Source organism: Bradyrhizobium ingae, from assembly GCF_055791185.1.
In genome coordinates this window covers 63,767-76,270 of sequence record NZ_JBVUBB010000010.1, presented here as the reverse complement: position 1 = coordinate 76,270, position 12,504 = coordinate 63,767, and the positions used below count along the sequence as shown (strand labels likewise).

The following is a 12,504-nucleotide window of genomic DNA, read 5'->3' as shown; positions in this document are numbered from 1 at the left end:
CCGGCCAGATCTCTATTCTGGCAAAGCCTCGGCAAACTCACGCATTGCGACGAAAGAGCTCATAGCCGGATTTGTGCCAGAATGACTCGTAGGTATCTTGGCCTTCTCATCGGCATCCATTAGCGCGTCGACATTCGGGAGCTTCGGTACCCATGTCCTCAACGTGTCATTTTTCGTCTTTTGGTCGGCTCCCCTTTGCGGCTGTGCGGAACTTCCAATGGCATCGACCGAATCCAGGTCGGTAATGATGAGCGTCAATAGACCAAGACAGTCGATGAGCGGTTTTAGACGATGTGCGTGACTGCCGCCGATCTCCAACAACGTTGCGTAGCTTTGGTTCAATCGCGCATAGTTATTGCGGATCAAGCTGGGCAACAGCATGCGTTCCGCTGGTCCTTCGACCAGAATGGCCGCATCAGCGAAAAACAAATCGGCGTGGTGCGCTCGAAGATAACGTGTGTGCCGCAGTTGGGCTTGCCGGCTTTGCCTTTGCGAATGATTTCTGTCGATGGCTCGAACAGGCTGAAAATCTTGCCTTCAGAGCGCGTATCACCACGGAAGATGCGCGCGTCGCCGAAGCTCAGCTGCGCACGCCGCATCTTAATCACAGCTTTTTCTCCCCGCGCTCTCCGCGCTTTGTCGCGGCTCTCTCCGGACGCTGCAAATCGTGATTGAGCTCGCAGATCGTCTCGATCGCCTCCTTCAGCTTCTGAAAATTGTCTAGCCAGCGGCGAACCTCGCCAACCCGTTCGCGGCGAACACTGATTTGCCGGGTCGTTCCCCCGCGTAGCTTACCGTCAGCACCAAGCCTGGCGCCCTTCGCCGCGAGCGCATTTCGGGCAATCTTTGGTGTGTCGGACCGTACGCTCCAGCAGCGAGCCACGCAGAATCTCGCCGGCGACCGGCAATTTGCTGGCCAGCTTCTGGCGGGCCCGGAGAGCTTGCTCGCGATTCATCCGCAAGAATGAATCAGCGGCAGCAACCAATGGCGCCTCCAATCTGCGTGAGCAGTTTGCGGAAGCTGTGGCCGAGCCGCGCGTCCCTAAACTCGCATCCACTACTCTCTCGATCAATCCAACATTCGCCTTCCAAGGACCGCAAGCAGCCTTTTGCCGATCGATCCCTTAATGTCAGCCCCATAGAGCCCCCCTCGCGAATCAGGTGCTCAGCAAGGAATCACAAGTGATTCTTTCGATTCAAGATTTCGCCGATCCGCGGATCAGCCCAAGTGGTCAAAGTTTATGGGTAATTGAAAGCCTCAACGGAGGAATACCCAGTTTCTCAACCAGACTTGGTTGCAGCCGACAGCTTCGCAGCCTCGCGCCGCGCTTCCTGCTGCATGTCTAGAACAAGGAATACGACCTTGACTGGCGCATGAGGACGCTCGTATTCGGCGACAAAGCCTGACGGCCGCGAGTCCGACTTGATGTCCTCGCGATCCTTATACTTGAATGCAGGAGGAGCCGCCTTTTCCGCCATCTCCTTCAAATATTCGATCACTTCCTCCACATCTTAGATGTAGGCGTAGGTCAGGTGAAAAAAGACCATGCAATGGTCATAGGCGAGCAGCTTTTGAAAGTGGCTGGTCAGCTGCTTTTGTATCGACTCCTGCCTGATCGGCCGACCGCAGACCACCGTCCCCATGACGGTCAGCGTTGTGCCATCCTTGTGTACCGCAAGATCGCGTCGCCGGGATTTCCGTTGGCCGTCCAGCCTCCCTCTGACTGATCTGCCGGCTGAGCAATAGTCAATGGTGTCGTCCGCAGCAGTCGTGCCCCTCGCTGATCACGACTCAGAGTTGGTGAAGCGCGCGCTTGAATCATTGCGAAAACCAAGCCGTCGCGTGGTAGCCGGACACATGCTTGGCGCCTGTGCGTCAGGTTAAGGTCAGCTAATCTGTATATCAGGATTGAGCGGCACTCGCTCGACAACGTGCAATTTGCCGATAGGGAAGGACTCTGATGTACGATCGAATCGTTGCCTCATCCGAGCAGTCCATAAGCGCTAGCGAGGTGGATGAATCGAGAGACTCAGAAGATGCCCTTCGCTTTGCAGAAACGATTGCAGGCATGGAGCTAGGTGATGATCAAGCGATGCAACATCTAGGGGGCGCTCAGGACGACGTACACTCAAGTATGTCGCGAGCCAGTTCTGGCCGGCAGACGGATCAAGCGGAATCGTCCGGCGCATTGCGCTCGGAACTTCAAGCGTGGTGCAATCGAGCATCCACGAAAAACAAATCATCATTCTTTCTCAGCAAACTGTGTTGTGCTCCATCGACGTCAGACGAAGCAGGTGCGTCGCAATCACGCGAGCAAAGGCAAGCGGCCATGGATCACATCCTGCGCTGTTTTGACGAAGGTGGGACGGACGTAGATTTAAGTGGCCTGAATTTGTCGCAGCTGCCCCCTGGGCTCAATCGGATTCGTCGTCTGCGCCGCTTGGATATTTCGGAGAACGCCGCGCTCACCCAGTTGCCCAACGAAATTTCCCAGTGCACGCGTTTGACGGAGCTCATTGCGGACAATTGCTCAATTGTCGAGCTGCCTCGTAGTATTGGGATGTTAAAGAACCTAACCACGCTTTCACTATCATTCAACTCACTGCGTGGATTGCCGGATGAAATAGGCGACTGCGAAGCGCTTGAGAAACTTGGCTTGGCAGGCTGCAAGCTACGACTGCTACCCAGCACACTGGGAAATCTTCAAAATCTTTCGACGCTAGATTTGGCATCAAATAGTGAATTGAGCAATCTTCCCGACATGAACCTTGGAAATTTGGCGGTCTACGTTACAGGGACACAGCTGGCACTCATGTCCCGGGTATTCCGGTCTCCGGCCTTAGCGCATCCGGAGCGCTTATCTTTGTCTAGAACATGTGAGGAAATAAAACGCAGGTGGAGTCAAGTCGGAAGCGAGTTATCCGCCGATGCGGGCTTCCGCATAGACAAGCTTCGGTGTTCCGCTTCCGCAACGTTGGCGGAGAATCATGAAATCGCCTCTTCATGGCAGCATGCTGCAGCCAAAGTGCAGGAGTGGGCGAAGAAGAATTCCCCATTCACGAAAGAAGGCATTTTTGAACTAAATCGTATATTGCTGGGAGATGCGGATGAGGCTACGCGCCTCGGCGTTCTGCGAGAGGTGGTTGTGCAGGCTGCCGACGGGAATACTTGGACTGCCAGAAGATATCCGCCACCTCAAACACTTTCCAAAGAAATGGCCGCTTTCGCCGATTGGGCCGCAGGCAACGAGCGCGACTTGACATCCAGTGATCCCATGGCCGTGGTGGAGTTCGCGGCTCAGGTCCATCAGCGGCTGGCCAGTCTGCATCCCTTTGAGGATGGCAACGGACGAACCGCTCGCTTGGCAATGGACTGGGTGCTTTTGCGGCACGGACTACCGCCGTCACCGCCGATTGGACCAGCTAGCCGCACGCCGGCCGTGTTCTTAGGGGATCCGCAAATTCAGATTGAGGATGTCGTACGAGAAACAGTTCAAGGCATGGAGGCTGCGCTTCGAGAAGCGGTGCCCGAGTTCGACGCCAAACTCGTGTTTTCGGCCGGATAAGCGATTTCATCTCGACAAAATCAATGACCTGCGCGGACCGAGGAAACTTGTTGTAGTGGCGATATATAGAGGGAGCTGCTAACATACCCACCCCGGTCCGCAGCCTGACACGTATGCTGTCGAACCAGCTGCCCCCAATGGCTTGTCGCAATACGGCTAGTTGCGAGCTCGCCGCCGTCGATAGCAAGTTCGCTCGCAAGCAATGTGAGCAGGAGGCTTCAGCCAGTAACCAATTCGAGCTGAAAACGGCTTCGATTGTCCTGTTCGAGCAGTTTGATCCCGTCGCTGCTGATTCCGCTCGATGTCGCCCGCCATTCCGGGATGATGTCGCCCGGGCTGACGAGTCCTTTTCTGGCTCTGATAGGGTCCCATCTTTCGGCTTTGCGAAGGGGACCTGGATGCCGACGGAGAGGTTGCCGCCAAAGCCATGGTCGGGCTGCGACCTTCTCCCGAAACTGATGCGCCGCAACCGTCGGCATCGGCCGGCCGCCGTTAAAGCGCTCGTGATCGGCCTGCTGAGCCAAAGCTTGGCGCACCATCACGTGGCGGCAAGGTACGAACGAAAAGCTGAGCTCGCGCTTTGCCCGCGTCCGGGTCCGTGCCGCGCACCGTGATTATTGGCAAACCACCCAGCGGCTGGAGGAATGGTTGCTGATTGAATGGCCGACAGGCGAGGACCAGCCTACCAAATACTGGCTCTCGACATTGCCGGAGGATGTGGCATTCCGGACTCTCGTAGAGAAGGCTAAATTGCCCTGGCGCATGAACGTGACTATCAGGATCTCAAGCAGGAAGTCGGGCTTGCCACTTCGAGGGACGCGGCTGGCGCGGCTTTCATCGATCATATGGAGGGTTTTAGTTCCAGAACTAGGCGCAGACATAGAAGCTCACATCGGCTCACATACTCAGCAGCCGATAGCCGATCGTTCACTCACTCCGCTAGATGGGGTCTCTTTGCTTTCAATTGCCCACAATTTTGGGTCCGATCGTGGCGCGCCCAGCTCGATGTCGGTTAGCCGCGATAGCCCGCGCCAGATCACGGCGTTTTCTGGAGGCGGATCGCTGGCACGCGCTAAGTACCCTCCAAGCCGCGCGATCTTGACGACATAGTGCGAGAGCGTGCTTCGTCGAGAGCGATCGCCACCCCTGTCTTTCACCAAGTGATCAAGAAGCCTGATTTCGGGATCTGTCAGCGCCGTCTGCGGTAGGGCATTTGGCGAGAAATGATTGAGCATCACGCTCTGCTGAAGAACCGCGAATAGAAGCGCTCGGCATTTTGCTGGGCGTTTTTATTCGGGGGTACTATGCTCAATAGTAACTGGGAAATGATCAATGGCGCCCCGGCCCATCACAGATGGAGCGGATGATGACGAAGAAGACGAGACGGAGCATGCTCACCCTGATCGCCGCCGCCCAGCTTTGGTAGGTCGACAATTCTACAGTCTGTGTGAATGTGGGCCTGTTGATGAATGGAGCCAGCGCAGCTGGCGCTGGGCGTCTTCTCTGGTCTTGTCATGGGTCCGGGCCGCGCCAGGGCTGGATCGGGCGATTTGTCAATCGGCGGGTCAGCGGCAACCAGAGTGGGCATGCCAACCAAGCACAACGGTCCCAACCCGAATGCCTTCGGGCTTTCGATATTGACCTCTCAAATCCGCTTGATGACGCAGCGCTAGGGCGCCTACAGCCAAACGATTATGGAATTCAACGATGCCGAATGCCAACATGCGACTGAGCGTTCCAGAAACTTTTTCTTCTCCTCTGACCAAGTCGAGTTATCTGCGCCTCGGCTCTTATTCGGACGAAGAGGCAAAACTTGTCACTGGTCTCACGGCGACGGTCAACGATGATCCGGCAGTGACCCGCGAGCATGGTGCTGACTGGCGGGAGGTCGCGAAGATCGTCCTACGCGTCGATCCGGGACGCGAGCCTGATCGCGCAAAGCAGGCCTATGAACAGCCACCTGGCGCGCGCCCCGGTGAATGAGCGAGCATGGCTACCGTCGTATCCTGCGCAGCGCGACGGACGAAGCCTGAACTGATGCGGCGCGGCTCCTTTCGCCGCGCTCCGAGGGCGTATCTCAAAAACAAATTTCGCGGATGTTCTTATCGCTTGGCGATTCGTCAAAGTATTGTTGATGCCCATTTCACCTAGAAGCAAAGCCTGTCATGGCGTACTTCAGCCTTTATGTCCGCGCGAGCGCCAAAAGGCATAAATCCGCTCCCTGCGCGTTGGCCACAAGCGCCGTTCGATCTTCTTGCGAGATCATGGCGCTACTGCCAGCTCGAACACAAACAGACGGATGGTTTTTGAACCAACGTTCCTCAGACCGTGCGCTCCGCCTGGGCTGTTGCGGATCAGATCGCCAGCGCGGACAGGAAAGACATCGCCGTCTCTCCACATTTCACCATGCCCATCAAGAACGAGATAGAACTCCTCCTCATTCGGCTTATGCCGATGCCGTCCAATGGACGAGCCGGGAGGGACTTCTGCGTAATCAACAAAATTGCACGAGCCTGCAAAATTGCCCGGAACAGCAATGCGACGGGAAAATACATTCCCTTCCCCGCAGTGGGCGCACTCTCGCTCGAGAGGCAGTTCGAACAAATTGCAGCGATCAAATGTCTTTGGGAAAAGATCAGGGTCAGGCATGACAACCTTCTCAAACCGCATCGCTTTATCTTAGTGTTGAATATGTCATACTACGGGATGTCAAGCCGAGGGCACAATCGTCGCCGTGACGGCGGTTCGGTTTTGAAGTGACCGCAACCCTCGGAATCGTGTTACGGTTATCGAGTTCGGGTTTATTTCATCTTCATGGTCTTGCCGGCTCCGACCGCATGGGCGAGATGCGTCGATCCGGCCGAGGCAATGCGCCAGATACCGCGCTTCTGGTGCCCATAAGGAACAAAGGCGCCAGAGGCACCCGGAAGCTTCAGGTGGGAGCCGTCGAAGGCTTCTGGCGCGATGTTTTGAAGCGATCGTTATAGACCCTGGCCAGGCGATCGGTGCGATCCGGAGCGGACCAGATCCAGCGCTGGAAGGCGTCCTTGATCTTTTGCAGCTTTGCTTTCGTGGCCTCGGTGTCGACGACATTGAGCACGCGCCGCAAGCTCCTCTCCTCCTTGATGGTGTCGAAGATCTGCGGGACCCTGCTGTTGAGCGCGTCGGCGAGCAACTCGCCGGCGTGCCGGCGGTCGGTGCCCCCTCGGCTATCCAAGGAGGAGGCAATTCCTCATGTGTGAGAGAGAGGAGAGAAGAAGGAGGTCGCCGAGGGGACAACTTTCCATGGCGCGCGGCAATCGCGATTGGGTTTGCTTGCCACTTTGGGGCTCCGCCTACCAAATCTTGCAGGTGCTGAAGCTCTCGAGATCTGATCAACTGAAGCAGGATTTATGCACGACGTAGCGCTTGGTCGTTCTGTCGCAGAGCGTAGGCCCAGCCGCCGACCCAAATGGTTCGGTTGCGCCCGCGTGTCGTTGAGGAGCGGCTTGATTGGACGGAAACTATTTTAAGAGACTTGGAGATCGGCATCAATGATCTCCAACATCTGCGATCTCCTGTCGTTGTACCATGCAAGCTGTGGGGCCGTCGGGTTGCGTCCGGCTGCTGTCCCACAATAGGTCCGACAGTGATGGCTGACACCTTCTCTCCATTCTGCCTCTCCCTTCTGCGTGTCGACAAACAAGCGCCAGGAATTGCGCTTGGCGCTGGTGCCAAGCCTTTCATCAAGGTTGGAAAACACTCACATCGTGTCAACCTGTTCGCGGCGGTATTCGAAGCCATGCAAGGAATCCGCGCGAATTCAATCCTTGCAGTCACTCAAGCGTACCGGTTGCACGCGGGAACTTGTCAGATCCACAGCCGATTGTCTGAACGACGGCACCTACCGGATCACGCGGCACATCCACCTCAAAGAGCATCCAAGGCACCTTCGCTCGCAGCTGTCGGAGCGCACCACCATCGGAGGACCCTTGGTGACAATGCTCATTTCTCGGGCGACTGACCGAAAGAATCGTCAAGTTAGAGGACTACCAGGAGATCGACATGAAACCTTCGCTGGCCGTTTCGCCGATTGAACATTCCGACGTCGCTGCGCCGGAGCTTGAACTATCGCTTGAAGCGAGCCGCTCTTGCCGCTTTGGAGTCGACCTGTTTGAGGACGTCACTTCAGCCTCTTTCACGCGATGGATCAAGACTCATTTGAACGACCATCGTATCCTCGTCGTTATGACGCCAACCGTTTATCGCCTTTATTCGCAACAGCTCAGCGCTTGTTGGTCGGTGCTAGACGTCGAGCCGCGTGTGTTCGTGCTGGCATGCACAGAAACAACAAAATCTATTGATGCTGTCATGGCTGTCTGTCGTCAGGCCCAAGAAGCGGATATCGATCGCCGCGGTGTTCTTGTTTCGATCGGCGGCGGCGTGTGCTCCGACATCGTTGGTCTCGCCGCGTCTCTTCTGCGTCGGGGTATATCCCATGTGCGCATTCCGACCACCCTAATCGGGCAGGTGGACGCGGGCATCGGACTCAAGGGCGGCGTCAACTTTGGCGTCCTCAAGAGCTACATCGGTTGCTTTTACCCGCCGAAAGCGGTCGCTGTCATTCCGACATTCCTTAGAACCCTCAGCGAAGATGGCATCCTCCAGGGCATCGCCGAGATCGTGAAGCTCGCGTGCGTTTGTGATGGTGCGTTGTTCGAGGATGTTGAGGCGACGGTCACCGATCTGACGCGAACGCGATTTCAAGAGCCAGAGGCCGTCGCAAAGAGGGTTCTGAGGCGGTCGATTTCGGGAATGCTTACTCAGCTCAGCGAGAACCCTTTCGAGACGGTAACATTGGAGCGTGCGGTCGACTTTGGTCACACCTTAAGCCATCCATTGGAAGCAGCGACAGGTTACCAACTGCATCACGGTTTCGCCGTCGCAATTGACATTGCGTTCAGCGCAATTCTGGCGTCGCGATTGTCGTTGATAACAGAGCGGGAGGCGCTGCGCATTGTTCACCTGCTCACTAACGCGGGGCTGCCGATCTATCATGCAAAACTGGACGGATCACTGGTCGAGGGCGCGTTTGACGCCACAAAGAAACACAGAGATGGCGCGCTCAACTTGGTGGTGCCCACCGGGATTGGCCGGCACACTTTTGTAAAGGACACCAATTGTCTCTCGATGTCTCTCATTGGAGAAACGATTGAGTATCTACAAAAGGCGTCTCACACTACAGCGAGAGTGCCAGTGGACGACGCAATCAGGAATCAGCACGAAAATGCTCGAAACGCGCTCCGTCTCTGAGGATACGGCTGAGATCAACGTGGCAGTTTGGACGGATCTTGCATGTGAGCTTGCAGGGCAGATTCATCAGAGCGATCATCGTCTCTCTCCCATGATGCTCGTGGATCGATGCGCCACTGCACTCACTCCGTGAACTCCAGGTCAAACCTGTTTGGGCCGGTCGATTTGCTGCTGAAATTGAGCGCCTTTCCCGATAGTGCAGTCAGGCTGCCGGAGGCGAATTTGACGAGCACTCGACCGGATGTCGCGATGCCGGAAGGTATACCGTCTTTCATCATGACGGTGCCCTTCGATTCGACGAGTTGCGTCACCGCTAGTCCGCCACTGGTTCGGTGGATCCCCCACCGAAAAGTAGGATGTCTGAGGGCCGTCCGCTTCGCCGATGATCATCGCGCTATACACCGCGCCCTTCAACATGCCGTAGGTTCCTAGGCGCGTGTATTGCTGGCTGATCGGGGCATGCCCGCTCCGGTCGCCTATTTGGTCCTGGCCAGGCAAACCGAACACGTTGCATTCGTACCATCCGATCGTCTCAGGAAGCATGATCCCGCTTGTGCCCATCGTGACACCGCTAGCGCCGATCAGAGCCACAACAGAACAAACACACGTCGCCAGAACACGTGTCCGACGTGGGTTCTCGATTTTTTTAGATCGGGGATTTGTCAGCAATGGATGCCCTCCCTGCTTTTGCTTCACGATACGCTTCTCAGTCATTCCACAATTGCGCGGGATGGACGCCTGCAAAACCTCGAGGTATCAGCACAAATCTCTCCCTCAGGTCATGCTTCCCGGCATGAAGCAGCGGACGATCGGATGACCGTCCATATACATGGGCCACACCATTGTACGCCCAACCAGGTTGGGTGCGGTGATCACGCGATCTTCGGGAACGTCGACCCATTCTCCCTCGATCCGCACGCGGTAATGTCCATCCTTGCTCTCCCAATCGACGTCGGCGATAAACCTGCCGTCGGCGTCGGCGCAGCATTGTTCGCCCTTCTTGCTGCGCAGGCTCTCGAACCACGTCTTCATGGGCGAGTTCACATACTGGCCTTCATCGCGACCCTGCGCGGGACCTTGTCCGAACCCTACCGCGAGGAGTAGCGCAGGCATAAGAAGCTTCCTGAACATCTTAGCCGCCCTCAGCGTTAGCCGGTGTGATAGCCGCCAGTCGGCCCGTCGTGATCGACGAGCCGCTCACTTCGTAGGTCGGCGCTTCGATCGTTAATCGATTGGACATTGAGCTCACCTTTCTTGAAATACGTCAGATGCGATGGTCGTTCGTCTCGCCGCCAGCATCAACGATGCGCGACTGCCGCGGCCTCGCCGATCCCTTGCGTTGGCGCCGCCTTAATAGATCTCACGAAAACAATACGGGACATCGCGGGTATGTCGGCGTCAGCTCTGCCATCTTGCCCAATGAGGATGAGCCCGGCTCCGCCATTCGCAACGTTCAGAATGACCGGCTCGCCGCCCCAGGTCCTGATCGGTTCCATTCCGATGATGCGAAATTCCCCGACGGGCTGCTCGAAATACTGCAGCCGCAACTGCGCGCCGATTTCTGCCGTTGCAAGCTGGAAGCCCAGTTGCTGCGCCCGCGCATAAATTGCCGCCAGCTTCGCGGTGTCGCCTTCAAAGCCGAGTTCTGTCGCAGATACCGCCACCAGCTCGACGTCCGTTTTGGTCGCGCTAACGGTAGCGGCGGGACGGGCGAGAATTTCCTCAGCCTGGCCGCCGATCTTGCAACCTGCTGCATCCAATGCCCCAACAAGAGCGAACGAGCCCGCGAGGGTACCGACTTCAATTGTTCTCCAGGTCTGGATATCGGCCGCGGATACAATCGGAGCTTTAGGCGTGCGAACTTGCTCGGCAGTCAGAAGTTTCAGTCGGTTCTGCAGGGCGTCTCGCGCCGTACATTGGGCTTTGGCTTGGCTGATAAACGGAAGCAGGAGCGCAGCCCAGAGCATCACAAGAACGAGATACCGGCGACGGGGGATGGCTGCGATTCGCAAATGATCCGACACCGCAATCTCCGCTACTCAAATATCAACTGTCCAAATGCATCACTTCCAATGACTTCATTCAAAGCGCATCAGCCGCGATGCGCATGTCCCAAATGGGAGGGGTCGAGATAAAAATGACGCACGCACCGCGCCTGAACGCTATGAGCACTCAAGAACGGCAGCATCGAAAGTATAGCACAACGCACCGGGCAACCCGCGCTTCATAGAGCGCATTAATTTATCTCCCTTCAAGGGTCTGTACGTTTCATACAATCGCAACTTGATATGAGATGAGCCTCTTTGCACATAGCCGCCACGTATTGGGGATTTCCGCGCCGGAGCGGAAGTGCCGCGACTGCCCCCCATTATTCTCGCGTCAAACTTAGATGCGCATCTGCGCCGATATCGTGCGTTTTTGTGGTCTGTCATGCAGGATTACCGCTGTCGTGGCCACCAGATTGGGCCTGGGCATGCGGACGAGGCGCCCCAAGGGCATGAGCTACCATGGACCGGGCACCTGCCAGATTCAGAACAAGCTCGTCTGGCAACGAAGCGCGTGTTAAAGATTCGTGACAAGCTGGAGCGCGAGATGCGGTCATGAGAAAAAGCGACGTGACTTGTTCAGAGTGCGGCGCTGGCTTCCATCGTCTCGAACTATGGTCTGAGCCCGGAGAGAAAGGCGAGTACTGCTGTCCGGTCTGCAATAGCACGCTAGAGATTTTCGATGGCACCCGGCTAATCGCCTACCGCCTTACGGTCGAGCCGTCCGTCAGAGCCAAGCGCGTTTAGTGCCGGCACGCTCATAGCGAGAGTTCATTGCGCATGTGCCAGCCCGACGTTTTTGCTTGCGCTCGCTCTGCGGCTGTTGTCATTTTTCATCCACTATTGTTTTGATTCCTTCGGCAAGGTAACCATGACCGCGGGATCACCTATTCAGATTTATTGACTAGATGGCTACGATCCTGAACTTTCCTCAACTCGACCCAGGCAGGTCCGAACAAGACCGGTCGCATTCGGAAGCTTCCGAAGTCATGAGCCTTGCAGCATCCTTGCTTTCGAAGATCCACAGTGAAGGATTTCGTACGGCGAACGATCTGCGTGACGTCATTGTCTTCCTTGAACGCGCAAACGCATGCATTCGGCTTCTCATTGGCCGGATCGAAAGCGGGGCAACTCGAAAGCGACTGGAGGCGCAGTCCAGGAGGATTGATCAACTTATTGCAACGACGCGCATGAACGCCACGCATCTGTTTTAGAAATTTCATTGCGGCAACTCGTTGCAGAGCATCTGGGGAGTGCACTCATAAACAGCCGATGCCTGCTTCTGGGGTAAAACGGAAATGCGCCAAAGGCACGGAGATTTCGTCTTTTACCCCGAGCCGACATCGGTCGGATCGAAAATCCAGCAATGGAGCGGGCTCCTGCAGCGCGTTGAGTTGATATATGAACCTCGCAACCGCCGAAACCTGCTCACCTTCATAGGCGCTAACAATTCGCTCGGGCAGCAGGGGGCTTGCGTCGTGCTGGTCCTGCGCTGGATTTCGCTAATCCCGGCTATGGGGCTTTGGCTGATGCCATTGCCGGCGCTGGGGCGCGATCTCGACAGGCGTTACGCGAACTCTCCACTCTCCACTCAAGCCGTG

General features: G+C 56.5%; 11 protein-coding genes and 2 pseudogenes. 5 read left to right on the top strand and 8 right to left on the bottom strand.

Annotated elements, in window-relative coordinates; all coding sequences use genetic code 11:
- Positions 1-12: 12 nt before the first annotated feature.
- The 3 genes from ACV1FX_RS17145 to ACV1FX_RS17135 all read right to left on the bottom strand — a co-directional run bounded on the left by ACV1FX_RS17145 (position 13) and on the right by ACV1FX_RS17135 (position 1,509).
- Positions 13-381 carry an ATP-dependent endonuclease gene (locus ACV1FX_RS17145; RefSeq protein ID WP_473118725.1) on the bottom strand — a complete coding sequence of 123 codons (369 nt, stop codon included), beginning with the start codon at positions 379-381 and terminating at the stop codon, positions 13-15.
- Positions 363-608 (bottom strand): hypothetical protein, encoded by a 246-nt coding sequence (locus ACV1FX_RS17140; protein WP_473118843.1) that lies wholly within the window; start codon positions 606-608, stop codon positions 363-365. Before ACV1FX_RS17140 ends, ACV1FX_RS17145 begins: the two co-directional genes overlap by 19 nt.
- Before the next feature lie 673 nt (positions 609-1,281).
- Positions 1,282-1,509: a hypothetical protein gene (locus ACV1FX_RS17135; RefSeq protein ID WP_473118724.1), complete on the bottom strand. Its 228-nt coding sequence runs from the start codon at positions 1,507-1,509 to the stop codon at positions 1,282-1,284.
- A gap of 452 nt (positions 1,510-1,961) precedes the next feature.
- On the opposite strand from ACV1FX_RS17135, the gene ACV1FX_RS17130 reads away from it, so the two are divergent.
- The 3 genes and pseudogenes from ACV1FX_RS17130 to ACV1FX_RS17120 all read left to right on the top strand — a co-directional run bounded on the left by ACV1FX_RS17130 (position 1,962) and on the right by ACV1FX_RS17120 (position 5,549).
- Positions 1,962-3,566, top strand: coding sequence for a Fic family protein (locus ACV1FX_RS17130; RefSeq protein ID WP_473118723.1), 1,605 nt, complete (start codon positions 1,962-1,964; stop codon positions 3,564-3,566).
- A gap of 395 nt (positions 3,567-3,961) precedes the next feature.
- Positions 3,962-4,404 (top strand): annotated as a pseudogene (locus tag ACV1FX_RS17125) (IS701 family transposase); the annotation flags it as partial.
- Between the two features lie 869 nt (positions 4,405-5,273).
- Positions 5,274-5,549, top strand: a complete 276-nt coding sequence (locus ACV1FX_RS17120; RefSeq protein WP_473118722.1) for a hypothetical protein — start codon at positions 5,274-5,276, stop codon at positions 5,547-5,549.
- 279 nt (positions 5,550-5,828) lie between these two features.
- On the opposite strand, the gene ACV1FX_RS17115 is transcribed toward ACV1FX_RS17120, so the two are convergent.
- Positions 5,829-6,215, bottom strand: a complete 387-nt coding sequence (locus ACV1FX_RS17115; protein ID WP_473118721.1) for a cupin domain-containing protein — start codon at positions 6,213-6,215, stop codon at positions 5,829-5,831.
- A 158-nt stretch (positions 6,216-6,373) separates the two neighbouring features.
- Positions 6,374-6,777 (bottom strand): annotated as a pseudogene (locus ACV1FX_RS17110) (hypothetical protein); the annotation flags it as partial.
- 833 nt (positions 6,778-7,610) lie between these two features.
- On the opposite strand from ACV1FX_RS17110, the gene ACV1FX_RS17105 reads away from it, so the two are divergent.
- Complete coding sequence (locus tag ACV1FX_RS17105; protein WP_473118720.1) at positions 7,611-8,858, top strand: sedoheptulose 7-phosphate cyclase; 1,248 nt, start codon at positions 7,611-7,613, stop codon at positions 8,856-8,858.
- A 122-nt stretch (positions 8,859-8,980) separates the two neighbouring features.
- On the opposite strand, the gene ACV1FX_RS17100 is transcribed toward ACV1FX_RS17105, so the two are convergent.
- The 3 genes from ACV1FX_RS17100 to ACV1FX_RS17090 form a co-directional block, all read right to left on the bottom strand.
- A complete protein-coding gene (locus ACV1FX_RS17100; protein ID WP_473118719.1) occupies positions 8,981-9,169 on the bottom strand; it encodes a hypothetical protein in 189 nt (62 codons plus the stop codon).
- 463 nt (positions 9,170-9,632) lie between these two features.
- A complete protein-coding gene (locus ACV1FX_RS17095; protein WP_473118718.1) occupies positions 9,633-9,971 on the bottom strand; it encodes a hypothetical protein in 339 nt (112 codons plus the stop codon).
- A gap of 185 nt (positions 9,972-10,156) precedes the next feature.
- Entirely contained in the window at positions 10,157-10,882 is a 726-nt protein-coding gene (locus ACV1FX_RS17090) for a hypothetical protein (RefSeq protein WP_473118717.1), read from the bottom strand.
- Between the two features lie 929 nt (positions 10,883-11,811).
- Between ACV1FX_RS17090 and ACV1FX_RS17085 the strand changes: the two genes are divergently transcribed.
- Positions 11,812-12,117, top strand: a complete 306-nt coding sequence (locus ACV1FX_RS17085; RefSeq protein ID WP_473118716.1) for a hypothetical protein — start codon at positions 11,812-11,814, stop codon at positions 12,115-12,117.
- Positions 12,118-12,504 lie beyond the last annotated feature (387 nt).

Coding starts and splice junctions, on each gene's coding strand:
- ACV1FX_RS17145 (WP_473118725.1), bottom strand. CDS start 381: ATGCTGTTGCCCAGCTTGATCCGCAATAACTATGCGCGATTGAACCAA.
- ACV1FX_RS17130 (WP_473118723.1), top strand. CDS start 1,962: ATGTACGATCGAATCGTTGCCTCATCCGAGCAGTCCATAAGCGCTAGC.
- ACV1FX_RS17120 (WP_473118722.1), top strand. CDS start 5,274: ATGCCGAATGCCAACATGCGACTGAGCGTTCCAGAAACTTTTTCTTCT.
- ACV1FX_RS17115 (WP_473118721.1), bottom strand. CDS start 6,215: ATGCCTGACCCTGATCTTTTCCCAAAGACATTTGATCGCTGCAATTTG.
- ACV1FX_RS17105 (WP_473118720.1), top strand. CDS start 7,611: ATGAAACCTTCGCTGGCCGTTTCGCCGATTGAACATTCCGACGTCGCT.
- ACV1FX_RS17095 (WP_473118718.1), bottom strand. CDS start 9,971: ATGCCTGCGCTACTCCTCGCGGTAGGGTTCGGACAAGGTCCCGCGCAG.
- ACV1FX_RS17085 (WP_473118716.1), top strand. CDS start 11,812: ATGGCTACGATCCTGAACTTTCCTCAACTCGACCCAGGCAGGTCCGAA.